24 protein-coding genes are annotated in these 23,937 nt (G+C 62.7%); 6 read left to right on the forward strand and 18 right to left on the reverse strand.

Features of this window, described 5'->3' with window-relative positions; translation table 11 throughout:
* Positions 1 to 25: 25 nt before the first annotated feature.
* Together AT984_RS18510 and AT984_RS18515 are read right to left on the reverse strand one after the other, a co-directional pair.
* Positions 26 to 811, reverse strand: coding sequence for a PEP-CTERM sorting domain-containing protein (locus AT984_RS18510; protein WP_058721362.1), 786 nt, complete (start codon positions 809 to 811; stop codon positions 26 to 28).
* Between the two features lie 77 nt (positions 812 to 888).
* Positions 889 to 2,034: a hypothetical protein gene (locus AT984_RS18515; RefSeq protein ID WP_156422109.1), complete on the reverse strand. Its 1,146-nt coding sequence runs from the start codon at positions 2,032 to 2,034 to the stop codon at positions 889 to 891.
* A gap of 109 nt (positions 2,035 to 2,143) precedes the next feature.
* Between AT984_RS18515 and AT984_RS18520 the strand changes: the two genes are divergently transcribed.
* Positions 2,144 to 3,127 carry a helix-turn-helix transcriptional regulator gene (locus tag AT984_RS18520; RefSeq protein WP_058721364.1) on the forward strand — a complete coding sequence of 328 codons (984 nt, stop codon included), beginning with the start codon at positions 2,144 to 2,146 and terminating at the stop codon, positions 3,125 to 3,127.
* A gap of 60 nt (positions 3,128 to 3,187) precedes the next feature.
* On the opposite strand, the gene AT984_RS18525 is transcribed toward AT984_RS18520, so the two are convergent.
* From AT984_RS18525 to AT984_RS18540, 4 genes are all read right to left on the reverse strand, one after another.
* Entirely contained in the window at positions 3,188 to 3,592 is a 405-nt protein-coding gene (locus AT984_RS18525; RefSeq protein ID WP_058721365.1) for a DUF3597 domain-containing protein, read from the reverse strand.
* Positions 3,593 to 3,667: 75 nt separating this feature from the next.
* Entirely contained in the window at positions 3,668 to 4,267 is a 600-nt protein-coding gene (locus tag AT984_RS18530) for a cob(I)yrinic acid a,c-diamide adenosyltransferase (RefSeq protein ID WP_058721366.1), read from the reverse strand.
* A 146-nt stretch (positions 4,268 to 4,413) separates the two neighbouring features.
* Positions 4,414 to 4,647: a hypothetical protein gene (locus tag AT984_RS18535; RefSeq protein WP_058721367.1), complete on the reverse strand. Its 234-nt coding sequence runs from the start codon at positions 4,645 to 4,647 to the stop codon at positions 4,414 to 4,416.
* 90 nt (positions 4,648 to 4,737) lie between these two features.
* Complete coding sequence (locus AT984_RS18540) at positions 4,738 to 6,186, reverse strand: OmpP1/FadL family transporter (protein WP_058721368.1); 1,449 nt, start codon at positions 6,184 to 6,186, stop codon at positions 4,738 to 4,740.
* A 361-nt stretch (positions 6,187 to 6,547) separates the two neighbouring features.
* Here AT984_RS18540 and AT984_RS18545 point away from each other — a divergent pair, with 361 nt between their 5' ends.
* The gene (locus tag AT984_RS18545; protein WP_231741461.1) at positions 6,548 to 7,930 is read left to right on the forward strand and encodes an FAD-binding oxidoreductase; all 1,383 of its coding nucleotides are present in this window, start codon (positions 6,548 to 6,550) and stop codon (positions 7,928 to 7,930) included.
* A gap of 210 nt (positions 7,931 to 8,140) precedes the next feature.
* On the forward strand, positions 8,141 to 9,208 hold the full coding sequence (locus AT984_RS18550; protein WP_082680170.1) for a choice-of-anchor A family protein: 1,068 nt from the start codon (positions 8,141 to 8,143) through the stop codon (positions 9,206 to 9,208).
* A gap of 40 nt (positions 9,209 to 9,248) precedes the next feature.
* On the opposite strand, the gene AT984_RS18555 is transcribed toward AT984_RS18550, so the two are convergent.
* From AT984_RS18555 to AT984_RS18575, 6 genes are all read right to left on the reverse strand, one after another.
* Complete coding sequence (locus tag AT984_RS18555) at positions 9,249 to 10,856, reverse strand: SpoVR family protein (RefSeq protein WP_058721371.1); 1,608 nt, start codon at positions 10,854 to 10,856, stop codon at positions 9,249 to 9,251.
* On the reverse strand, positions 10,853 to 12,133 hold the full coding sequence (locus AT984_RS18560; protein ID WP_058721372.1) for a YeaH/YhbH family protein: 1,281 nt from the start codon (positions 12,131 to 12,133) through the stop codon (positions 10,853 to 10,855). The genes AT984_RS18555 and AT984_RS18560 overlap by 4 nt, the downstream gene beginning before the upstream one ends.
* A 45-nt stretch (positions 12,134 to 12,178) precedes the next feature.
* Positions 12,179 to 14,101: a PrkA family serine protein kinase gene (locus tag AT984_RS18565; RefSeq protein WP_058721373.1), complete on the reverse strand. Its 1,923-nt coding sequence runs from the start codon at positions 14,099 to 14,101 to the stop codon at positions 12,179 to 12,181.
* A 127-nt stretch (positions 14,102 to 14,228) separates the two neighbouring features.
* Positions 14,229 to 14,543 (reverse strand): hypothetical protein, encoded by a 315-nt coding sequence (locus AT984_RS23080; protein ID WP_156422110.1) that lies wholly within the window; start codon positions 14,541 to 14,543, stop codon positions 14,229 to 14,231.
* A 31-nt stretch (positions 14,544 to 14,574) separates the two neighbouring features.
* Positions 14,575 to 15,483, reverse strand: coding sequence for a ParB/RepB/Spo0J family partition protein (locus AT984_RS18570; RefSeq protein ID WP_058721374.1), 909 nt, complete (start codon positions 15,481 to 15,483; stop codon positions 14,575 to 14,577).
* 16 nt (positions 15,484 to 15,499) lie between these two features.
* Complete coding sequence (locus tag AT984_RS18575) at positions 15,500 to 16,066, reverse strand: RBBP9/YdeN family alpha/beta hydrolase (protein ID WP_058721375.1); 567 nt, start codon at positions 16,064 to 16,066, stop codon at positions 15,500 to 15,502.
* A 60-nt stretch (positions 16,067 to 16,126) separates the two neighbouring features.
* Between AT984_RS18575 and argC the strand changes: the two genes are divergently transcribed.
* On the forward strand, positions 16,127 to 17,068 hold the full coding sequence (gene argC / locus AT984_RS18580) for an N-acetyl-gamma-glutamyl-phosphate reductase (protein ID WP_058721376.1): 942 nt from the start codon (positions 16,127 to 16,129) through the stop codon (positions 17,066 to 17,068).
* On the forward strand, positions 17,068 to 17,505 hold the full coding sequence (locus tag AT984_RS18585; RefSeq protein WP_197418172.1) for a GNAT family N-acetyltransferase: 438 nt from the start codon (positions 17,068 to 17,070) through the stop codon (positions 17,503 to 17,505). The genes argC and AT984_RS18585 overlap by 1 nt, the downstream gene beginning before the upstream one ends.
* A gap of 26 nt (positions 17,506 to 17,531) precedes the next feature.
* Here AT984_RS18585 and AT984_RS18590 read toward each other — a convergent pair whose 3' ends face one another.
* From AT984_RS18590 to mnmG, 4 genes are all read right to left on the reverse strand, one after another.
* Positions 17,532 to 18,305: a GNAT family N-acetyltransferase gene (locus AT984_RS18590; protein ID WP_058721377.1), complete on the reverse strand. Its 774-nt coding sequence runs from the start codon at positions 18,303 to 18,305 to the stop codon at positions 17,532 to 17,534.
* Positions 18,306 to 19,076 (reverse strand): ParA family protein, encoded by a 771-nt coding sequence (locus AT984_RS18595; protein WP_058721378.1) that lies wholly within the window; start codon positions 19,074 to 19,076, stop codon positions 18,306 to 18,308. It abuts the gene before it with no gap.
* A 93-nt stretch (positions 19,077 to 19,169) separates the two neighbouring features.
* The gene (rsmG, locus tag AT984_RS18600; protein WP_442952188.1) at positions 19,170 to 19,856 is read right to left on the reverse strand and encodes a 16S rRNA (guanine(527)-N(7))-methyltransferase RsmG; all 687 of its coding nucleotides are present in this window, start codon (positions 19,854 to 19,856) and stop codon (positions 19,170 to 19,172) included.
* Position 19,857: 1 nt separating this feature from the next.
* Entirely contained in the window at positions 19,858 to 21,816 is a 1,959-nt protein-coding gene (gene mnmG, locus AT984_RS18605; RefSeq protein WP_058721380.1) for a tRNA uridine-5-carboxymethylaminomethyl(34) synthesis enzyme MnmG, read from the reverse strand.
* Between the two features lie 214 nt (positions 21,817 to 22,030).
* Here mnmG and AT984_RS18610 point away from each other — a divergent pair, with 214 nt between their 5' ends.
* Positions 22,031 to 22,348, forward strand: a complete 318-nt coding sequence (locus tag AT984_RS18610) for a YkgJ family cysteine cluster protein (protein WP_058721381.1) — start codon at positions 22,031 to 22,033, stop codon at positions 22,346 to 22,348.
* Here the strand turns inward: AT984_RS18610 and AT984_RS18615 are convergent.
* Positions 22,338 to 22,580, reverse strand: a complete 243-nt coding sequence (locus AT984_RS18615; RefSeq protein ID WP_058721382.1) for a DUF2061 domain-containing protein — start codon at positions 22,578 to 22,580, stop codon at positions 22,338 to 22,340. The two genes, AT984_RS18610 and AT984_RS18615, sit on opposite strands and share 11 nt — an antisense overlap.
* Before the next feature lie 178 nt (positions 22,581 to 22,758).
* Positions 22,759 to 23,934, reverse strand: a complete 1,176-nt coding sequence (locus AT984_RS18620) for a response regulator (RefSeq protein WP_058721383.1) — start codon at positions 23,932 to 23,934, stop codon at positions 22,759 to 22,761.
* Positions 23,935 to 23,937: the final 3 nt, after the last annotated feature.

Raw genomic sequence — 23,937 nt, forward strand, 5'->3', positions numbered from 1 at the left:
CCTTGGTCTGCCTAGCTGAAGTGATTTAGATGTTGTTGCTGCGGCGGCGGCGAACCAGCATGCCCATGGCAGCCAAGCCAGCGAACATCAGGGCGTAGCTGGAAGGTTCTGGAACCGCTGTGATGGCGATGGCGCCGGTGGGCAGGGCACCTGCCTCCCAGTTGGCCTTGTTGGCGAAGGTGGCGAGCCATTGCTCCTTGCTCTGTGCCGGGCCGTTCAAGAGGCTGGTCTTGACGTGGGCGCTCAGTGTTGATGCCAAGCTCAGGCTGACGGCGGTGCTGCCTGCAGTCAGACCTGGGGTCACATTGCCGGAGCCAGAGTCGCTGGCGTTCTCAAAAGCGCCGGTATCGTCAAAGACGTACAGGTGGTTTTGAGTTGCGGTCTTGAACAAGGGATTGCTGCTGACGCTGTTCTGAAAAGCGTAGATCTGGTCGCCGGATTGCCCCAAAGCCAGGCTGGCGTAGCTGCCGCTGCTGGTACCGGCGATGGTGCCGGTGGTGGTGAAGCCTGCGGAAGTGCTGTTGACAATGCTGCCGGCGCTGATGGCGCTGGTCACGGTCCAGCGGGTCAGGTTTTCATTGCCATCGCCGTCAGCAGCCGTGGCACCGCGGAAGCCCGAACCGGTCCAGCCGTTGTCGGTGAAGTAGATCACTTCGCCGGCGGCGATATTGTTCAGCGCGACGATAGCGAAGGAGTCGGGCGTGCCGTTGTTGATGCGGCCGATGATGGCGATGTCGCCGGCGGTCAAGGCAGCTTGGGCGGGAAGAATGGCGCTGGCCATCAAGGCCAGGGCGATCAGGTTCTTTTTCATGATGTGTCAGCTCAGGTTGGCAGTGCGGATGGGTCAGATTGCGCAAGAAGGCTTGCGTCCGTCCGCACTGTGCGGAGCTAGCGTGACAGTGCCGTGATGCGCTCATGACCGGCCACTTGAATAGGGGGGAGTGCGGTGGGTGTCACCGCTGCCGCCCGGTAGCCCTTGCACTCCAAGGCCCAGCCTTCGGTCGCGCAGGCGTGGCTGTGCTGCTGCACATGCAGGGTGCTCAAGCCCTTGGCGGCGGCGCGTTGCACCAGGCTTTCGGCCTGGGCTGGCATCAGCTGCAGGGCAAAACGGGCCCAACGCTTTTGCAGCAGAGGCTGGGCCCAGGCGTCTTCCAATGCCCAACGGATCTCGGCCTCGCTATTCAAGGCCTGCACCGCCAGCACCCGCGGCGCCAGGGCCATGATGAAGCGGTTGAAATCGCCGCGCAGGGTGGCGCAGGGCAGCAGGCTTTCAATGCGGCTCAAGCGTTGGCTCCAGCCGGGTTTGGCCAGTTGGCGGGTCACCAAGGCTTGCAAAGCCTGGATCGGGTTGAAAAGGCGCAGGCGGTTGGGGGGCAGTACGCTCATGGGAATCAGCGCGGCTTCTTCATGGCTTAACTCGGTGACAAAGCTGCACAGCACGGCAATGCGCTGCCATTCGACGGGCCCAAGCCCGGCGATGCGCTGGATCGGGCCTTCAGCCACGCTTTGCGCCACCGCGCTGGCACTGTGCCAGCCATGCTGGGCCTTGGCCTTGTTGGCGGCGCGGCTCATCAGGGCGAGGTTGCCGGCGGCATAGCCGGCGTCGTCGCGCACCCGGTCCACCGAGGCGTGATTGCGCGCGCTGCCCTGGTGGCTGAGGGCCTGGCGGGTGATGGGGCAATGTGCAACCTGCAGTTGTTGCAGATAGTTGGGTGTGAGTTGCACATCTTCAAAGCTGCGCCCGCGTGCCCAGGCATGGGTGCGCAGATGCAGCCAGAGTTGGGTCTGGCTATTGGCGCGCAGGGTGCGGCGGCCGAAGGTGGCGCAGCCGGCTTGCCAGCCATGGCGCAGGGCCGAGGTGGCAAACAGGTGTTCCACCGGCGGGGTGAGGCCATGGTGGGCGAAGTCCCAACCCAGGCGCAAGCCCAGACTTTGGTGGGCCGGCAAGGCAGCAGCGTTTGCTTGGCTGCTGCGGTGTTCAAAGCTCAGGACTTGCTGCTGCTGCTGAGCGACGGGGGCTGCGGTCAGTGTCATTTTTTCCATGCTCCAGGTTGCCGGCCTGCGCATGCTTTGCACCGACCTTGTGGCACAGTGTCTGGCGCTGCTGGCTCATAGCGTGAGCCAGTGAAAATCAGGAGGAAAAGTGGACCGAACCGAACGTTTCTACAAAATCGAACTGATGATCCGCAACCGGGAATGCGTCAGCTTCGCCCAGTTGCTGGAGGCGCTGGAGGTGTCGCCGGCCACGCTCAAGCGCGATTTGCAATACCTTCGCGAACGCATGGACGCGCCGATTGAGTACGACGCTGCCGCCAATGGCTACCGGTTTGGGCAGCAATTCCGGGGCCAGCAGCATGAGTTGCCGGGCGTCTGGTTCAGCGAGAAAGAGTTGCATGCCTTGCTGACCATGCACCAGATGCTCTCAGGCCTGGATGAAGACGGCATCCTCAGCCGCCACTTGCAGCCTATGTTCGACAAGCTCAGCGGCATGCTGGGCGCCGATGAGGCTGAGGCCAAGGCCTTGAGCCAGCGCATCAAGCTGATCAGCACGGCCAAGCGCCGCGTGCCCTCGGAGTTTTTCGAGACCGTGGGCAGTGCCGTGGTGAAGCGGCTGCGGCTCAAGCTGCGCTATCGAAGCCGTGGCAAGAGCGGGCAGGGCAATGCGCTGAGCGAGCGCACGGTGTCACCGCAACGCTTGGTGCATTACCGCAATACCTGGTACCTGGATGCTTGGTGCCATCAAAGCGAAGGCTTCCGGCGCTTTGCCCTGGACGCGGTGGAGGCGGCCGAGATGTTGGCCGAGAAAGCCAAGGCGGTGTCCATCAAACAGCTGGAGGCCGAACTGGATCAGGGCTATGGCATCTTTGCCGGGGCGCAGACGCGGGAGGCGAATTTGGTCTTCAGCGCCGATGCGGCGCAGTGGGTGTCCAAAGAGGAATGGCACCCGGCGCAAAGCAGCGCCTGGCTGGCCGATGGGCGCTGGCAATTGCGCGTGCCTTTCGTTGACGCCACCGAGCTGCTGATGGACCTCTTGCGCCATGCCGGCCAGGTGGAGGTCGTGGCACCGGCAGAGCTGCGCCATGCCTTTGCCAAGCGGCTGCGGCAGGCCGTCGAGATGTTGAACTAGGAAGATGGAGCGCCCCCCTCCCTTCCAACTGGGGGGACGGGCGCTGCTCAGCCCCTTGGCTCAGAGCAAATCGGCCGGCACATTGCCGCCGTTATCAGCCAGTTTTTGCAGCACCGTCTTGTGCAGCCACATATTCATCTGCGCCGAGTCGGCCATCTTGTCGCTCGGGCAGGCCAGCTCGGTGGCCAACTCCTTCCGGGCCGCCAGGCTGCTGTCCAGATCGAGCAGCTTGAGCAGGTCAACGATGGAGACTTTCCAGTTCAGCTTCTCTGCGTGTTTGGCGGCCAGAGCCTCCAGTTGAGCGACCACGTCAACGACCGAGATGGCCTGCACGGCAGGCTCGGCGACTTGAGTTACTGCGGTGGCCTGTGCTGCGACTTCAGCCGGCGCAGCTGCTGCTGTTGCGGGCTCGGCCGCTTTGGATCCGAAACCCAGCTTGTCAAGAATCTTGCCGAAAAAGCTCATGTGGCGCTCCCTTGCTTAGATGTATGGAAGCGCCGAGTTTGGCCGAAGTCCGCGTGATTCTTGTGACCGAAACGCTCAGCTGGCGGCCTCGTCACTGGAATCGGCTTCAGCGCGCTGCAGGCGCTCGCTATGCCAGTACACATCGTCACCGCCCAGGCCGTCGAGGTTGGCACGGTTGAGCACGCGGGCCAGCACGAAGAGCAGGTCCGAGAGGCGGTTCAGATACTGGCGCGGCGCGGCATTGATGGCCTCGCTGGCAGCCAGGGTGACCACCGCGCGCTCAGCCCGGCGCGCCACGGTGCGGCAGACATGGGCAATGGCGGCGCTGCGGGTGCCGGCCGGCAGGATGAATTCCTTCAAGCGCGGCAGGGCGGCGTTGTAATGGGCCAGCGCCTCGTCCAGGCGCAGCACGGCGTCGAGTTTGAGCAGCTCATAGCCGGGCATGCAAAGCTCGCCACCGAGGTTGAAGAGTTCGTGCTGAATGGTGATCAGCAGTTCGCGCACATCGGCGGGCAGGGGCTCGGCCAGGAGCACGCCGATTTGCGAGTTCAGCTCGTCCACATCGCCCATCGCTTGCACGCGCAGATGGTCTTTGGGCACGCGGCTGCCATCGCCGAGGCCGGTGGTGCCGTCGTCGCCGGTACGGGTGGCAATGCTGGAGAGTCGGTTGGCCATGGTCGGGGGATTCGTCAAGAGTGGGTGGGTCGGATAACCCGCCATCTTGCCCCAACTTGGCGCAGCCTTGCGCTGCGCAGGCTCTTGAAGCCTTGGAACTTGTGCGTCATTGCTGAGGCACTGCCGCCTGGCTAGGCGGCTGGTGCTCAGTGCTTGCGGCCGCCGCTGCGGTGGATGGGCGGCTTGTTGGCGTGGCTGTGATCGCCGTGGATCCCCTCGGGGTGGGGTGGCGGCACGCGCTGAACTTGCTCGGGGGCTTGCGCGTCAACCGGTGTGCGGCGGAACTCTTGCAAGATCAGGCCGAACAGATCAAAGCGGATTGCGCCCAGCACGGCTAGCACCAGGGCCAGCACGATCAGAGTCAGGGTCAGGTCAGACATCGGGCACCTCCATTGAAGTTTTATCTTGCATCAATGGTGGCACCCGAACCAGTGCGGAGCAAGTGGCATTTGAGGGCCACTTGCCCAAGGTCAAAACTGGTGGTTGTATTGCAGGCCCAGCAAGGCCGAGCTGACCGTGTAGCGCCCACGCACCGTTGCGCAGCTGGAGGTGTTTTTGGTGGCGTCGCAGACGGACGAACCCGAGGCGTTGACCACGCCGCCGTTGTCGTAGTTATTGACCTGCGCGGCTGCGATATTGATGTAGCTCAGCGCCACATCGAACGAGCTCTTGTTGCTCAACTTCCAGTTGAAGCCGCCGGAGACCCAGATCCGATCATTGTCGGGAATGGAAGGCGTGCGGGTCGACAGCTTGACGGGCGACTGGTCAAACGCCAGGCCGCCGCGCAGCTTGAGCTGGTCGCTCCACTGGTAGTTCACGCCGAAGGAAGCGCGGATGGTGTTGATCCAGTTTTCGGGCGTGACCGAATCTGGCAGTTCAAGGCCATTGGCATTCTTGGCGAAGTTCACGCGCAGTTCGGAGAAGCGCGAGTGGCGGGTCACCGTCAGGTCACCCATCACAGCCAGCTTGTCTTGCTGCTTGAAGAAGTTAAAAGACAGCGATTCGGGTGTGTCGACGGCCAGGCTGGCGTCGCTCTCGGCGTACTTGGCGATGAGGCCCGTTTGCACTTGGTTGCCCAGGCCAGGTTTGATGCCATTGAGCACGGCGGCGATGTTGGTCGCCGGTGTTTGCACCTGCCACTTGGCCGTGCCGCTCAGCTTGTGGCCGATGGCGGAGCGATACGCAACGCCGAAACGGGTGTTTTCGTCGTAGTTGTACATCAAGCCCAGGTTGTAGCCAAAGCCCCAATCGGTGCCTTCAACGTCGACACGACCGGAGTACTTTGGGTTGCCAGACAGTTCCTGGATCAGCTTGGGAGACAGGGCTGCTGCGGGCAGGCTTGCCAGCACGCCGGAGCCGAAGTCAGCACCCTTGCTCAGTTTGCCTTCGATGCGCTGGGCGGTGAGGCCACCACCGAAAGTCAGCTTCTCATTGACCTTGAAGGCTAGCGAGGGGTTCAGGGCAATGGTCTTCAACTCGGTGCCAATGCTGTTGTAGCGGCCGGTCCAGTCTTCCGAGTACTCGCTCTTGGAGCCGAAGGGTACGAACATGCCGAAACCCAGGCTCAGGCTGTCAGACAGCTGGTGGCTCAGGTAAGCGTGCGGCACGGCAGTCGTGGCAACGAACTTGCCGCCATCGCTGCCCTTGATCGGCAGGCCGGCGGCGGTGGTGGAACCTTGGTCTTCAAACTTGCCGGTCGGGATCACGACGTTCAAAACACCCGAAGCCTGGGTACCCTTCAGGCGGGCTGAGGCGGCAGGGTTGTAGAACAGGCCCGAGGCGTCAGTGGCTTCGGCGCCGTTGGCATTGGCCGTGCCTTGGGCGGACGCGGATTGCGAACCGAAGTGGTAGCCCGACGCTTGGGCGCCGCCGATGAGGGCCAGCAGGGCCAGGCCGAGGGTGGATTGAACGAAACGCATGCAAGTCTCCGAATGTTGTTGGGGGCGCCATCTATAGCGGCATCTATGTTTTTTAATGATAGCTTGCGCTCGCCTTTTCCCATGTTCAAAAAACAACGGGCAGTCTGGTGTTGCGCGCCATGCGAACCAGGCTCTGCCCCTCGGGAGACATCATGTTCAGGTCCCATACACTTGCGTCTGGATTAGAGGCGTGCCTCTTTTTTAGACCTTCTGTTTTCCAACTTTGCCGACCAGACCAAGGCCTACTCGGACATCTACCTGAAAGGCGGCAAGTGGATCAAGCTGCCCTTCAGCGAAGCCGATATCAAGGCGGACCCGGCTTACAAGAGCATCACCATCAGTGAATGAGCATCCTCCTGCCGTGAAAGCTGCCTTGCCCGAGGTGCTGCTGCTCGCTTTGCAGCAGCGTTTTGGGCCGCGCTGCAACACCAGCCTGGCCATGCGTGAGCAGCATGGCCGGGATGAGTCGCCCATCGATATGCCGCCACCCGATGTGGTGGTGTTTGCCGAGTCGGTGGAGGAAATTGCCTTTGTGCTGGGCCTGGCCCATGCGCATGCTGTGGCGGTGATCCCTTACGGCACCGGCACGTCACTGGAAGGCCATGTGCTGGCGGTGCAGGGCGGCATCAGCTTGGATGTTTCGCGCATGAACAAGATCTTGGCCGTTCATGCCGAGGATCTGACCGTGACCGTGCAGGCCGGGGTGACCCGCAAGCAGCTCAACGAGGAATTGCGCCACGCCGGCTTGTTCTTCCCCATCGACCCGGGGGCCGATGCCTCGCTGGGCGGCATGGCGGCCACTCGCGCCAGCGGCACCAACGCCGTGCGTTACGGCACCATGCGTGAAAACGTCTTGGGGCTGACCGTGGTGTCGGGCCAGGGCCAGGTCTTGCCCACCGGCACGCGGGCCCGCAAAAGCAGCGCTGGCTATGACCTGACCCGCTTATTCGTGGGCAGCGAGGGCACGCTGGGGGTGATTGCCGAGGTGACGCTGCGTGTCTATCCGCTGCCTGAAGCGGTGTCGGCCGCGGTCTGCTTTTTTGCCTCGGTGGACGCCGCGGTGCAGACCGCCATCCAGATCATCCAACTGGGCGTGCCGATTGCGCGCTGTGAGTTGCTGGACGCCAATGCGGTGCGGGCGGTCAATGCGCACGACAAGCTGGGCCTGCGCGAAGCACCCATGCTCTTGATGGAATTCCACGGTTCACCGGCCAGCGTGGCCGAGCAGGCGCAGACGGTGCAAGCCATCGCCGGCGAGTTCGGCGGCAAGGACTTTGAATGGGCCACCACGCCCGAGGCGCGCACCAAGCTCTGGACGGCGCGCCACCATGCTTATCTGTCGGCGCTGCAAACTAGGCCGGGTTGCCGCTGTGTGACCACGGACAGTTGCGTGCCCATCTCGCGCCTAGCCGAGATCATCAATGCCTCGGTGGAAGATGTGGAGGCTGCAGGCCTGCCGTATTACATCGTGGGCCACGTGGGAGATGGCAACTTCCACATGGCTTATCTGATCGACCCGGCCATTGCGCAGGAGCGCGAAACGGCCGAGCGCCTGAGCCATCAAATGGTGCGGCGCGCGATCCAGTTGAACGGCACTTGCAGCGGCGAGCATGGCATTGGCCTGCACAAGCAGGGCTTTTTGCTGGAAGAGGCGGGTGAGCTGGCGGTGGACATGATGCGCAACATCAAAAAGGCGCTGGACCCGCGCGGCATCATGAATCCCGGCAAGATCTTCCGAGCCTGAATCGGCGCTAAAAAGCAGGTCAATCGGGCCATCAAGGGTCTAGCGAGGCCGGCGACTACCCCCTTGAGTGCGGGGTTTGGGGGTGTAAATGTCACGCCCTTCGCCCATACCAATCAGCTACCAGCCGTAAGGCATATCCATCAGGGTTTGTGCTCAGTAGACTCTCCCTGTTGCCCGAATTTTGGGCTCACAAAGCTTTAAAGGCAGGATATGAACAAGCGTTTGCGTGCATTGGGTGGACTTCGACTGGTCTCTATTGCGGCTCTGGCTATGGCGGGTGCCACGGCTCAGGCGCTGCCGACGATCGACTTCGGCGTGGCCTCGTCTTACAGCGGCTTCTTCTTCGGCAATGTGGGCCGAGCCGCCGATGTGGAAGGCCGCTTGGCGGTCGGCGGCAACCTGACGCACGGCTTTGACGTTGGTTACCGTAATCCCTACGGCGCCACCGCGCCTTCGCTGGTGGTGGGCGGCAATGTCACCTGGAATGCCGGCACGGTCTACAACGGCCCGGCCTACAAGACCGACACCAATGCCTCCATCGGCCCTTGGGTGCCCAAGCCCGGCCAGAAGGCAACGGCCGTGTACGGCGGCAGCTTTGACAACAGCAATAAATGGGGTGGTCAGAACTGGGTGCCGGACGGCCAGTTCAGCAAGCAGCCAGGTTTCCTCGACTTCGCGGCCGCTAAGACGCAGTTGAACAGCTTGTCCAGCAGCCTGTCTGGTTTGGCGGCTAACGGCCAAATCAAGCAAGAAAACTCGGGCTTCACTTTGATCGGTGACGGTGTCTCCGACCTGGTGGTGTTCAATTTGGGCAATACCAGCAATATCGCCAACCTGACCTTCAGCGGCATCAAGGCCGGCGCCCATGTGGTGATCAATAGCAGCGCGTCGCAAGTGAACTTCAGCGGCGGCCTGGGTGGCGACAAGGCGAACTCGACCGATGTTCAGGCCAAGCTGCGTGACCGTCTGGTGTTCAATCTGCCCAATGCCACGGCAGTGGATGTGTCGACCTTTCTGAACGGCAGCGTGCTCGCCACTCAAGCCCTTCTGACCGGCAGCGGCCATTTGGAAGGCACAGTGATCGCCAACGGCCTGAGCACCAAGCAAGTGATCGGCTGGGATGGCAAGCCTTATGAAGTGGCACTGGAACTCGGTTACGAGACCTTCCAGCCCTTCACCAGCGCTGTGCCCGAGCCCGAGACCTACGCCATGATGTTGGCCGGCATTGCCGCCATTGGCCTGTTGAAGCGTCGCCGCGCGCAAGCTAGCAAGGCTTAACAGGCCGGGATGGCCTGACAAAGTCCGGTGCCGGCCTCGCTCAATGAGGCGGCGCCGGCACCTGCCAGCGCTGGGTGATATCGCCCTTGTCGTTGGCGCTTTCCAGCTGCACGCCAAAGCCCCACAGCCGGGCCACATGCTTGAGCACCTCTTGCGCGCTCTCGTGCAGGGGCCGGTTGTTGTGCTGGGTATGGCGCAGGGTGAGTGAGCGATTGCCGCGCAGATTCACATCCCAGACCTGAATATTGGGCTCGCGGGTGCTGAGGTCGTACTGCCGCGCCAGTGCCTCGCGCACATGCTGGTAGCCCGCGTCATCGTGGATGGCGGAGATCTCGTATTCCTTCTCGGCCTCGTCATCGACGATGGCAAACAGGCGGAACTCGCGCATCAGGTGCGGGCTGAGGTACTGGCAGATGAAGCTCTCATCCTTGAAGTTGCGCATCGCGTGGTCGATGGTGGGCAGCCAGTCCTGGCCGGCGATGTCGGGGAACCAGCGCCGGTCTTCCTCGGTCGGCTTTTCGCAGATGCGCTTGATGTCGGTGTACATCGCAAAGCCCAGCGCATAGGGGTTGAGATTGGCCATGGGCTGCTGCGCCACCACATTGGTGTGTGACTTGAGCCATTCGATCATCATGCCGTCGCTCAAATAGCCGTCGTCGTACATCTGATTGAGCAGGCGGTGGTGCCAGAAGGTGGCCCAGCCTTCGTTCATCACCTGGGTTTGGCGCTGCGGGTAGAAGTATTGGGCGATCTTGCGCACGATGCGCACGATCTCGCGCTCCCAGGGTTCCAGCAGCGGGGCGTTTTTTTCGATGAAGTAGAGGATGTTCTCCTGCGGCTCATCCGGGAAGCGGCGTGCCGCGGCAGCCTCATCGGCCTTGTCGGCACGGCGGGGCAGGGTGCGCCACAGGTCATTGACCTGCTGCTGGGCATGGGCCTCGCGTTCGATCAGGCGGCTGCGCTCTTGCGCCAGCGAGAGCTTGGCGGGCCGGCGGTAGCGGTCAACACCGTAAGACATCAGCGAGTGGCAGGAATCCAGCAGCGCCTCCACGCGCGCCAGGCCATGGCGCTCTTCGCATTCGGCGACGAAGTTTTTGGCATAGACCAAGTAGTCAATGATGCTGGACGCGTCGGTCCACATGCGGAAGAGATAGTTGCCCTTGAAGAAGCTGTTGTGCCCGTAGCTGGCGTGCGCAATCACCAGGGCCTGCATGGCCATGGTGTTCTCTTCCATCAGGTAGGCGATGCAAGGGTCGGAGTTGATGACGATCTCGTAGGCCAGGCCCATCTGCCCGCGTTTGTAATTGCGCTCGGTGGCGATGAATTCCTTGCCATAGCTCCAGTGCCGGTAGTTCACCGGCATGCCGACCGAGGCGTAGGCATCCATCATTTGCTCGGCGGTGATGATCTCCAGCTGATTCGGGTAGGTGTCCAGGCCATAGCGCTTGGCGGTGGCGCGGATCACCTCGTGGTATTGCTCAATCAGCTCAAAAGTCCAGTCGCTGGGCGAGGGCAGGGGCTGCTCGGGCCGGCGCTCCAGCGGCAGCATCTGGCGCAGGGGCGGCTTCTTGCGGTGCTCGCCAAAGTCTTCACCTTGATGCAGGGGGGCAGGGCTGGCGCTCGTCGTGGTGCTGCTACTGCTGCTCATTTGTTCGCCCCTTCCTTCTTGAACAACTCCCGGAACACCGGGTAGATCTGCGCGGCTTCGGTGGCCTTGCGCATGGCGAAGTGGCTGACGTCTTCACTCAGCTTGACGTATTCCTCCCAGAGGTTTTGCTCTTGCTCGGCCACTTGCACATAGGCGAAGTAGCGGCATTGCGGCAGGATTTTCTCGGCCAGCAACTCACGGCATTTGCCGCTGTCGTGGTGCCAGTTGTCGCCGTCGCTGGCCTGGGCGCCGTAGATATTCCATTCGCTGCGCGGGTAGCGTGCGCGAATGATTTCTTCCATCAGCACCAAGGCGCTGGAGACCACCGTGCCGCCGGTCTCGGTGGCGTGGAAGAAATTCTGCTCGTCCACCTCCTGCGCCTGGGTGTGGTGGCGGATGAAGACCACATCAATCTTCTCGTAATGCCGCGTCAGGAAGAGATAGAGCAGGATGAAGAAGCGCTTGGCCAAGTCCTTGCGGCTCTCGTCCATGGAACCCGACACATCCATCAAGCAAAACATCACCGCGCGGCTGCTGGGCACCGGGGTGCGCACGCGGTTGCGAAAGCGCAGATCGATGGGATCCAGGAAGGGGATGGCATCGATGCGGCCGCGCAGATGCTGGATGCGCTCTTCGGTTTCGGTCCGCAGGTGCAGCACCTCGGGGTCGCGGCTGTCTTCGCGCTTGATGAGCGCCAGGCGCTCCTCCAGCTCATGTAGCTCGCGGCGTTTGTCGGTGCCCAGGGCGATGCGGCGCCCCAAGGCTCCGCGCATGCTGCGGATCACATGCAGGTTGGTGGGTGTGCCGTCGCTGGTGAAGCCGGCGCGGTGGCTTTTCCATTCCGGCGTTTCGGCCAGCTGGGTGCGTTCCAGATTGGGCAGGGCCAGGTCCTCAAAGAAGACCTGCATGAACTCCTCTTTGCTGAGATGGAAGACGAAGTCGTCGTCACCCTCGCCGGAATCGCTGGCCTGCCCGCCACCCTGGCCTTGGCCGCCCCCCTTGGGCTTGGGCAGGCGGTCGCCTTTGACATGCTCGGTATTGCCGGGCCGCACCACCTCGCGACGGCCGCCTTCGCCATGGCCGAAGACGGGTTCGTTCAAATCCTTTTTGGGGATGTGAACGTCCTCGCCCTGGTTCATATCGCGGATGCCGCGCCCGTCCACGGCACGCCGCACGGCCTCGCGGATCTGTGCCTTGTGGCGTTGCAGAAAGCGCTCGCGGTTGCCAATCGACTTGTTCTTGCCCGACAGCCGTCTATCGATGATTTGCTGCAGCATGAGGTGTCCCTGCTTTGGTCACGCTCTGACTTTTATGGGTGCCGTTCAGGAGCTCTTGCGTACGCGCAGATACCACTCGCATAAGAGCCTGACCTGTTTGGCCGTGTAGCCCTTGCCGACCATGCGATTGACGAAGTCCTCGTGCTTCTTGGCCTCGTCCGCACTGGCCTTGGCGTTGAAGCTAATCACCGGCAGCAACTCCTCGGTGTTGGAGAACATCTTCTTCTCGATCACCGTGCGCAGCTTCTCGTAACTGGTCCAGGCCGGGTTCTTGCCGGCGTTGTTGGCGCGCGCACGCAGCACGAAGTTGACGATCTCGTTGCGGAAGTCTTTTGGGTTGCTGATGCCGGCGGGCTTTTCGATCTTCTCCAGCTCGGCATTCAGGGCCACGCGGTCGAACACCTCGCCGGTGTCGGTGTCGCGGTATTCCTGGTCCTGAATCCAGTAGTCTGCGTAGGTGACGTAACGGTCGAAGATGTTCTGGCCGTACTCGGAGTAACTCTCCAGATAAGCGGTCTGAATCTCCTTGCCGATGAACTCGGCATAGCGCGGCGAGATCGATTCCTTGATGAAGCCGATGTACTTCTGCTCGATGTCGGCGGGGAACTGCTCGCGCTCAATCTGCTGCTCCAGCACATACATCAGGTGCACCGGATTGGCGGCCACCTCGGCGCTGTCGAAGTTGAAAACCTTGGACAGAATCTTGTAGGCGAAGCGGGTCGAGATGCCGCTCATGCCCTCGTCCACACCGGCGTAGTCACGGTATTCCTGATAGCTCTTGGCGCGCGGGTCGGTGTCTTTGAGGTTCTCGCCGTCGTAGACCTGCATCTTGGAATACAGCGAGGAGTTTTCGGGCTCCTTCAGCCGGGTCAGGATGGCGAACTGGCTCATGATCTTGAGCGTGCCCGGGGCGCATTTGGCCTCGGCCAGCGAGCTGCCGCGGATCAGCTTCTCGTAGATCTTCACCTCTTCGCTAACGCGCAGGCAGTACGGTACCTTGACGATGTAGATGCGGTCCAGGAAGGCTTCGTTGTTCTTGTTATTGCGGAAGGTCTTCCACTCGCTCTCATTGCTGTGGGCCAGCACGATACCGTCGAAGGGGATCGCACCAAAGCCCTCCGTGCCCTTGTAATTGCCTTCTTGCGTGGCGGTCAGCAAGGGGTGCAGCACCTTGATCGGCGCCTTGAACATTTCCACAAACTCCAGCAAGCCTTGGTTGGCCAGGCACAGGCCGCCGGAATAGCTGTAGGCATCGGGGTCGTCTTGCGAGAAGGTCTCGAGCTTGCGGATATCCACCTTGCCGACCAGGGAAGAAATGTCCTGGTTGTTCTCATCGCCCGGCTCGGTCTTGGCCACGCCCACTTGCTTGAGCACGCTGGGGTAGCGCTTGACCACTTTGAAGCGGCGGATGTCGCCACCAAACTCTTCCAGGCGCTTGACCGCCCAGGGGCTGAGGATGCGGTTCAGGTAGCGGCGCGGGATGCCGTATTCCTGCTCCAGTAGGGGGCCGTCCTCGGCCGGGTCGAACAGGCCCAGCGGGCTTTCGTTCACCGGCGAGCCGGCCAGGGCGTAGAAGGGCACCTGCTCCATCAGCTGCTTGAGCCGTTCGGCGATGGAGCTTTTGCCGCCCCCCACCGGGCCCAGCAAATAGAGGATTTGCTTCTTCTCTTCCAAGCCTTGGGCGGCATGGCGGAAGTAGCTCACCACTTGTTCGATGGCTTCTTCGAGGCCGTAGAACTCCGCGAAAGCGGGGTAGATCTTGATGGTCTTGTTGGCGAACAGGCGCGACAGTCGGGTGTCGTTGCGCGTGTCTATCATCTGCGGCTCACCGATGGCCTGCAGCATGCGCTCGGCGGCGGTGGCGTAGGCCAGAGGGCTGCGCTTGCACTCGGCAAGGTAGTCTTCCAGCGAGAGTTCCTCAACCCGGGTGCGCTCGTAGCGCGCGGCAAAACTGCTGATCACGTCCATGCTGACCTCCTGTAAGGTCCCTGGCGCTACACAGATACAGGGCACGCATCTGGCATCGTCTGGGAAGATCTGATGGCGTCCTCTGGCTCATTGCAGAGGGCGTCATCAGAGCTTTCCTGGTTTCAGCTTAGCTGAATCCGAAGCCGCTGACGGGCACTTGAATAGGTGTCTGAGCAACAGTAAGTTTTGTTTCGTCCTGGTTGAAAGCTTGAACTTTGTACCGGCTGACAAAGGCCTGAAAAACTGGGTCTTCCTGATGCTTTAACTGGTCAAGAGCGCTTGCCGTTGACAGGGCTTGCTGCCCGCTTGGAACTGATTGTGCACCTGTGCAAAGCCGCTTGCTTGCTGTGGTTTTGAATGAACTTAATTTATTCTTGATCAGACCGGCACGGCCTGCTGATACGGCCCGCCTCACAAACGAAAAAGCCGTGCAATGTGTCACGGCTTTTTGGCGTTAGGACGGGGCAAATGCTTCAGCGGTTTTGCTGTGTGCCGCGCAGTTTGTCGATCAGGCCGTTCAGCTCGTCCAGGGATGCGAACTGAATCGATAGCTCCCCTTGTTCGCCGCGCTTGGTGCGCTTTTTCACCCGCACTTCAACGACTGCGGCGAGCAGGTCCGACAACTCTTCTTCCAGGCGCAGAACATCACGGCTCTTGTCGCTCTTGACGCGCAGCAGCGGGGTCTGGCGGCCGGCGCCTTGGCGCGAGACCAGCTTTTCGGCTTCGCGCACGCTGAGTTTTTTGGCGGCGATTTCGGTGGCACAGGTGATCTGGTGCGCACCGTCCAGCGGCAGCAGGGCGCGGGCGTGGCCCATGTCGATGTCGCCGGCCATCAACATGTTTTGCACCGGCTCCACCAACTGCAGCAGACGCAAGAGATTGCTGGCGGCGCTGCGCGAGCGGCCCACGGCCTGGGCGGCGAGTTCATGGGTGAGCCCGAACTCTTCGGTCAGGCGCTTCAGGCCTTGCGCCTCTTCCAGCGGGTTGAGGTCTTCGCGCTGGATGTTCTCGATCAAGGCCATGGCCGCCGCGGCTTCGTCCGGCACGGCTTTGACCAGCACCGGCACTTCGCGCAGACCGGCCAGCTTGGCGGCGCGGAAGCGGCGCTCACCGGCGATGATCTCGAAGCGGATCGCACCGTCCGGCGTGATCGGGCGCACCAAGATCGGCTGCATGATGCCTTGCGCCTTGATGCTTTCGGCCAGCTCGTACAGCGAGCCTTCGTCCATGCGAGTGCGCGGCTGGTATTTACCGGCCTGCATTTGTTCCAGCCTCAGTGTGCTGGGTTCACCATCACGCGTGGTGGCGGGTGTTTCGCTGACTTTGGGGCCGAGCAAGGCTTCCAGGCCCATGCCAAGGCCTTTGGGTTTTTTTGTGACCATAGCGGTGGATTGTCTCTTACTCGCTGCGCAGGCGCGCCAACAGGTCTTGCAGCAAGACCTGACCCTCGGGCCAGTCGCCAAGGTTCGAGGCGGTGTTGAGGTGGCCGCGCGGGCCGGCCAGCACCAGTTCGGCACCCCAGTCGGCCGCCATCTGCGCGGCGCGTTCTGGCGCGCAAAAAGGGTCGTCGCTGCTGACCACGGCAATGCTGGGGAAGGGCAGGCGCGTGCGCCGTATCGGGCGCCAGTTGTGCAGCTGCGGCGGCATGTCGGCGCGCTCGGTGTCGGGCGGCGCCACCAGCAGGGCGGCGCCCACCAGGGCGCGGTGTTGCGAATGCTCGGCCCAGCTGGCCACTAACTGGCAACCCAAGCTGTGCGCCACCAGCACGGCTGGGGTTTGCTGCAGGCGGGCGTCGTTCAGCAGCACTTCGTCCAGGCGCGCCATCCAGTCGCCGCGGCGCGGCCAGTCCCAGTCGCTTTGCTCGACGCGGATGTGCCCTTCAAGCTCGCGTTCCCAGCGGCTTTGCCAGTGCGCGGGGTCGGAGTTGAGCCAGCCGGGAAGGAGGTAAACAGGCGTGGGTTTCATGGCTAGGCTTTATGCTTCGGGTTGGATTCAATTGGCGCCGATTGTGCGGGAGAAGTAGCAATGACTTTCAAGGTGTTTGTGGACGGGCAAGAGGGCACGACGGGCCTGCGTATCAACGAGTATTTGGCGGCCCGCAGCGATGTGGAAGTGCTGCGCATTGACGCGGACAAGCGCAAGGACGCGGCCGAGCGCGCGCGCCTCTTGAACGCTTCGGATGTGTCGTTCCTGTGCCTGCCCGACGCGGCTTCACGTGAAGCCGCCGCCATGATCACCAACCCCAACACCTGCTTGATTGACGCCAGCACCGCGCATCGCACGGTGGCGGGCTGGGCTTTTGGTCTGCCCGAGTTGGCGGCCGGTCAGCGCGACAAGATTCGCCAGGCCAAGCGCATTGCCAACCCTGGCTGCCATGCCAGCGCCTTCATCTTGGCCTTGCGCCCGCTGGTGGATGCTGGTTTGCTGAGCGCTGACGCTCTGGTGTCGGCCACCTCCATCACCGGCTACTCGGGCGGCGGCAAGTCCATGATTGCCGAGTACGAGGCAGGCGGCAATGCCAAGCTGCAGTCGCCGCGCCCCTACGCCCTGGGCCTGGCGCACAAGCATTTGCCCGAGATGATGGCGCACACGGGCCTGCGCACGGCGCCGGTGTTCATGCCCATCGTCGGCAACTTCTACAAGGGCCTAGCCGTGACCGTGCCCCTGCATTTGAGCCAGCTGCGTGCTGGCACCACGCACGAGCAGGTGCGCGAGGCCTTGGCCGCACATTACGAAGGCGAGCGTTTCATCCGCGTGCTGCCGCTGCGCGATGCAGACACCCTGGCCGAAGGTTTCTTCGATGTGCAGGCCTGCAATGACACCAACCGGGTTGATCTGTGCGTGTTCGGCAGCGACACGCAAATCCTGGTGATGGCTCGCCTGGACAATCTGGGCAAGGGCGCCAGCGGCGCTGCCGTGCAGGCCATGAATGTGCACCTGGGCTTGGACGAAGGCCTGGGTCTTTGATGATGATGAGCGAGCGGGCCTGGCTGCGTGACGCAGCGGTGCCCGACGCGGATCGGGCGGCCATCCGCGACGCCGTGATCCTGCATGGCCGCCAGCAAGCCCAGGGCAGCGATGAGCAAGACATCGCCTGCGCCCTTTACGAGGGTGGCGTCTTGCTGGCCGGTGCCTACGGCCGCACCGAATTTCAGCGCCTTTATGTGAGCTATCTGTGGGTGCGCCCCGATTCGCGCGGCCAGGGCCTGGGCAGCGAGCTATTGCGCCAGATCGAGGCTCAGGCCTTGAAGCGGGGCTGTGTCGACGCGCTGATCGAAACTCTGCTGGACGATGTGGCCGAGCTGTACGAGCGCAGGGGCTATGCCTGCATCGCTCATCTGCATGATTTTGTGCCGGGCTTCACCCGCCATACCTTGCTGAAGTGCTGGGCGCCGCGCGCTTGAAGGGGTGAGCTGCTGAGCTTGCCGGCTCAGTCGACCACGCCATGCGGGCTGCGGTAGTGGTAGCGGTAAGCGAACTCAAAACCGAGTCCGGCGTAGAGGCGCTGGGCCACCGGGTTGTCTGAGCCGACTTGCAGATAGGCTTCCCGCGCACCCTGGCTTTGGGCTTGCGCCAGCAGGGCAGCGCAGAGCGTTTGGCCATGACCCTTGCCACGGTATTCCTCTGGCGTGAAAACGTCGTAAATCCCCGTTATTTGCCCTTCCTGCGCCAGTTGGCCGCAGGCCAGCAATTGGCCGGCTGCACTTTGCAGCACAAAGCCTTGATAGGGCACGCTGGAGGCCGCCATGCGTTCGGCATGGGCGGCAATGGCGCGCACTGAGGAGCCGCGCAGGGCGCCGACGATCTCGGCATAGCGGCTGTTCTCAACGGCGAGCAAGACCTGACCCTGGGGCAGGGCCGGCGGGCTGGCAAAGGCCTGCAGATCGGCCAACACCATCACATCGGCCGCGTCAAAAGCGGGCCAGCCTTTGGCGGCCAGTTGTGCGTCCAAATCGGCCGGTTGGCTGAATGGGGTGAGGCGCACGATCAGGGGCAGGCCGGCTTTATCAAAGCTGCTTTGGCAGCGGGCCAGCAAATCGTCCAGCGGCAACTGGCCGGCGGCCAGGGCATTGATGCAGCGGGAGCGCTTGGCCTTGCCGGGGGAGAGGCGGATCAGCCAGCCTTCGACCTCACCTTGTTGCGGGGGCGCGCTGGCGTTCAGGCCAGCGGCTTCGGCGCGGTGGGCGAGGGCCTGGTCCACCATTCACATGGTCTCGATGCGGCGCACCATCTCGCGCGCGAACTCGACAAAGGCTTGCGCACCCTTGGAGCTGGGGTCGAACACCACGCCGGGCAGGCCGTAGCTGGGCGCCTCGGCCAGACGCACATTGCGCGGGATCACGGTGTCGAACACCTTGTCGCCGAAGTGGCCCTTGAGCTGGTCGCTGACCTGGTTCTGCAAGGTGATGCGGGGGTCAAACATGACGCGCAACAGGCCGATGATTTGCAGGTCGGCGTTCAGGTTGGCATGCACCTGCTTGATGGTGTTGACCAAGTCGGACAAGCCTTCCAGAGCAAAGTACTCGCACTGCATGGGCACGATCACGCCGTTGGCGCAGCACAGGCCGTTGAGGGTGAGCATGGACAGCGAGGGCGGGCAGTCGATCAGGATGAAGTCGTAGTCCTGGTCGGCGGCGGCCAGCGCGGCTTTCAGGCGGCGCTCGCGGCGCTCCAGCGTCACCAACTCCACCTCGGCACCGGCCAGCTCACGGTTGGCGCCTAGCACGTGGTAGCCGGCTTTTTCGCTGACTTGCTTGGCCTCGGCCACGGTGGAGGATTCCAGCAGCACGTCGTAGACGCTCAGTTCCATGGCGCGCTTGTCGATGCCCGAACCCATGGTGGCATTGCCCTGCGGGTCCAGGTCGACCACCAAGACGCGTTGGCCGACCTTGGCCAAGCCGGCGGCCAGATTCACGGTCGTGGTGGTCTTGCCGACTCCGCCTTTTTGATTGGCAACGCAGAAAATTTTGGCCATGGATTCTATTTTTGGGTGGTGCGGAATATTAGCGGCTGTTTGATCGATTGCTAAAGGCTTGGCTGCTTCGCCGGCCTCTTGCACATCGAAAAGTCAGGCTTTGGGGCGAATCCAGATCAGGCAGCGCTGGGCGTCCAGGCCTGGGACCTGCAGTTGTTCCACGTGAAACACATCCAGGTCGGCACTCAGTTCGGCCAGTTCCTCGGTCGGGTGCTGGCCCTTCATCGCCAGCCAGATGGCATCGGGCTTGAGGTGTTGGCGGGTGAGGGTGGTGAAGTCCAAGAGCGAAGCAAAGGCGCGGGAGGTGATCAGGTCAAAGGCCGGTGCCTTCAATTGCTCCACGCGGGAATGCTCGCCATGCAGATTGGGCAGGCGCAGCTCGGCGGCCACTTGCTTGATGAAGCTGGCCTTCTTGGCCACGGCATCCACACACGTCACGTCGATGCTGGGCTCGCAAATCGCAACTACCACGCCGGGTAAGCCACCGCCGCTGCCCACATCCATCAGGCGCAAAGGCTGGCCGGCGGCATCGCGGCGCAGCGCCGAATCATTGGAATACCGGCGCAGGGCCGGTAAGAGGCTCAGGCTATCCACCAGATGCTGGGTCAGCATGGCCTGGGGGTCGCGCACGGCGGTCAGGTTGTAGACCTTGTTCCACTTGGCAATCATGTCCAAATAGGCCAGGAGCTGGTCGAGCTGAGACTCGCTGAGATTGAGTTTCAGCGTTTCGGCGGCGGCGGCCAGCGGGGCGCGCAGGGGATTGGATGTCGTCATAAGGATGTCAGGCGGCTGTTTCGGTAAAGCCCGCAAAGCGCTTTTTCTTCAGATAGACCAGCAGCAGGGAAATGGTGGCCGGCGTGACGCCGGAGATGCGCGAGGCCTGACCCAAGGTCTCGGGCTGATGCTTGCCCAGCTTCTGGCGCGCCTCGAAGGAGAGGGCGGTGACCTGGGAATAGTCCAGCTCAGGCGGCAGGCGCAGGTTCTCGTAGTGCGAGGCGCGGGCCACGTCTTCGGTCTGCTTGTTGATGTAGCCGGCGTATTTGACGGTGGTTTCGATCTGCTCGATCACCGCGTCGGCCATGGTCTTGCCCAAATCGGCGTTCAGTGTTTCACGTGAAACAGCAGACTCCGGGCGGGCAATTGCGGCCACTTCAGCCACCGTGTCGTAGACCACGCCGGGACGGCGCAGCAGATCGATCAGGTTGTATTCGCGCTCCAACGCTTTGCCGACCAAGCGCTCCGCATCGGCGGCGGGCAGGATGCTGGGGTGCACCCAGGTGGACTTCAGCTTCTCTGTTTCACGTGAAACAGCGTCGCGCTTGCGGTTGAAGGACGTCCAGCGGGCATCGTCCACCAAGCCCAGTTCGCGGCCCATTTCGGTCAGGCGCATATCGGCGTTGTCTTCGCGCAGCTGCAGGCGGAACTCGGCCCGGCTGGTGAACATGCGATAGGGTTCGGTCACGCCCTTGGTGATCAGGTCGTCCACCAACACGCCCAGATAGGCTTGGTCGCGGCCGGGCAACCAGCTGTCGCGACCTTGCACTTGCAGGGCTGCGTTGAGGCCGGCGAACAGGCCTTGGGCGGCGGCTTCTTCGTAGCCGGTCGTGCCATTGATTTGCCCGGCGAAGAACAGGCCGCGGATGGCGCGGGTTTCAAAGGACGACTTCAGCTCACGCGGGTCGAAGTAGTCGTACTCGATGGCATAGCCGGGGCGCAGGATGTGGGCGTTCTCCAGGCCGGGGATGGAACGCACGGCGGCCAGCTGAATGTCAAAGGGCAGGGAGGTGGAAATGCCGTTGGGGTAGTACTCGTGGGTGGTCAGGCCCTCGGGCTCCAGAAAAATCTGGTGGCTGTCCTTGTCGGCAAAGCGGTTCACCTTGTCTTCGATGCTGGGGCAGTAGCGCGGGCCCACGCCTTCGATGACGCCGGTGAACATGGGGCTGCGGTCAAAGCCAGAGCGGATGATTTCGTGGGTGCGGGCCGAGGTATGGGTGATCCAGCAAGGCACTTGGCGCGGATGCTGATCGGCCGAGCCCATGAAGCTGAACACCGGCAGCGGGTTCAGGTCGCCGCCTTGCTCTTCGCACTTAGAGAAGTCGATGCTGCGGCCGTCGATGCGCGGCGGTGTGCCGGTCTTCAGGCGGCCTTGCGGCAGCTTCAATTCCTTCAGCCGTGCCGAGAGGCTGATGGCTGGCGGATCACCGGCGCGGCCGGCTTGGTAGTTTTCCAGGCCAACGTGGATGCGGCCGTCGAGAAAAGTGCCGGCGGTCAGCACCACCGTGCGGGCACGGAACTGCAAACCCATTTGCGTAACGGCGCCAACGACGCGTTCGCTCACGCCGTCCGACTCCACCATCAAATCGTCCACCGCTTGCTGGAACAGCCAGAGATTGGGCTGGTTCTCCAGGCGGTGGCGGATGGCGGCCTTGTACAAGACGCGGTCGGCTTGGGCGCGGGTGGCGCGCACGGCCGGACCCTTGGAGCCGTTGAGGATGCGGAACTGGATGCCGCTCTCGTCGGTGGCCGCCGCCATCGCGCCGCCCAGGGCGTCCACCTCTTTGACCAGATGGCCCTTGCCGATGCCACCGATCGAGGGGTTGCAGCTCATCTGCCCCAGGGTCTCGATGTTGTGGGTCAACAGCAGCGTGGCGCAGCCCATGCGGGCGGCAGCCAGGGCAGCCTCGGTGCCGGCATGTCCGCCGCCGACGACGATGACGTCGAATTCCTTGGGGTAAAGCATGGGAGTGGTGTGTGCAGCTTCGGTTGAGGCCCAGATGCGATGATCCCAGTGATGTGCTCGGTGGCGGATGGCGTTTTGCCAGATACCAGGCCGAATCAGCGGCGCAAGAAATGCTGCGCGGGCAAACCCCGAATTTTACGGGGAGGGTGTGGATAAGTCACCGTCTGCAGGCCGGGCCGCACGGGCATTTCGGGCTTGCGTCGACAATATCGCCATGAAATGTCGAGAACACTGCGCCGCTTGCTGCATCGCCCCGTCGATCAGCTCCCCCATCCCGGGCATGCCGGTGATAGCTGGGGTGTCCAAACCCGCCGGCGTGCGCTGCATTCAGCTGGACGAACAAGACCGCTGCAAGATCTTCGGTCAGCCCGAGCGGCCCGCCGTCTGCGGCTCTTTGCAGCCGGAGGAATTGATGTGCGGTGAAAACCGCGAACAAGCGATGCGCTGGCTGGGCTGGATGGAGCAGCAAACGGCACCCGCCACCTTGCCGCTGCCCGACAGCCCAAACGCCAATACCAAAATCAAGCGCTGATCGGCGCTGCTGGTGCCGCCGGCGCCGCTGGGCTGCGGCGGCTCATGGCCAGGCGCAGGGCGCGCAGGCGAGGGTGCTCCCAGTACTTGTCGAAAAAGTGGTGCATCACGGTGTTCACCAAGGGCTCGATAAAAGTCACCGCTCCAGCCACCGCCACATTGCCCGTCAGAGCGAAAGTGACGCCGAAAGAGGTGCCGAGGTGCAGCACACCAAAGGTCGCGGTTTTGGCCATGGTGAAAACTCCTGACGCTATTGCATTTGATCTATGAATAGCTAAATGCTAATGGCCGAGAAGCGCTGCGTCCATTTGACTGTGCTGATGGCGGCGATAGCCGCCTCGCGATTGCTGATCAGCGGGCTGGCCGTGCCTGGCCGCGCAGGCAGCGAGCGCATGCTTGGCCCGTGTCCGTTCAAGCCCTCGACGTGCCGGCTGGGGTGGTGGCGCTGGCAATTTCGATCTGCCGCGCCTTCTCGGCCATATCGTCATCACTGTCTTGATAACGGGCGGCAATGGCGACGAAGGTGGACTCGATGGCCTCGAAGGCATCCACCAGCAGCGGGTCGAAATGCGTGCCGCGGCCTTCGCGGATGATGGCCGCCGCTTTCTCGTGCGTCATCGGCGCCTTGTAGACCCGGCGGCTGATCAAGGCGTCATACACATCGGCCAGCGCCATCAGGCGGGCCGAGAGCGGAATGGCCTCGCCGCTCAGGCCTTCGGGGTAGCCGCTGCCGTCCCATTTCTCTTGGTGGGCGTAGGCGATGTCTTTGGCATGGGCCAAAAAGGGCACGCTCATGCCCAGCTCTTGTTCGGCGCGGATGATGGCGTCGCGGCCCAGCCGGGGGTGGGACTTCATGATCTCGAACTCATGCGGTTCGTAGCGGCCGGGCTTGAGCAGGATGCGATCGGGGATGCCGACCTTGCCGATGTCATGCAGCGGGGCGGACTTGAACAGCATGTCAATGGTGTGATCGTCCAGCTGCGCCGCATAGGGCGAGTCTTTTTGCAGCTGCAGGGCCAGTGCCTTGATGTAGTGCTGGGTGCGGCGGATGTGGTTGCCGGTTTCGTTGTCGCGGGTCTCGGCCAGCGAGGCCATGGCCATGATGGTGACGTCTTGGATCGCGGCCACCTCGCGGGTGCGCCGTTGCACCTCGCTTTCCAGATAGGCATTCTGGTCGCGCAGAAAGTCGGCGCTGGCTTTCAGCGCGAGCTGGGTGTGCACGCGAGCCAGCACGATGGGCGGGCTAATCGGTTTGGTGATGTAGTCCACCGCGCCCAGATCGAGGCCGCGCTTCTCGTCCTCGATCTCGTTCTTGGCCGTCAGGAAGATCACCGGGATATGGCGCGTCTGTGGCGCCGCCTTGAGCTGGGTGCAGACCTCGTAGCCGTCCAGCCCCGGCATCATGATGTCCAGCAAGATCAGGTCGGGCGGGCTGGCGCTGGCGGCGATCTTCAGCGCCTTCTCGCCGCTATTGGCGACCTTGACCTTGTAGAGGTCTTTCAGCAGCTCACTCATCAAGCTGAGGTTGTCGGGCGTGTCATCGACTACCAGGACGGTGGCCTTGTGCTCGGCTTGCAAGTTGTCCATCTG

Source organism: Paucibacter sp. KCTC 42545, assembly GCF_001477625.1.
Lineage (GTDB): Bacteria > Pseudomonadota > Gammaproteobacteria > Burkholderiales > Burkholderiaceae_C > Paucibacter_A.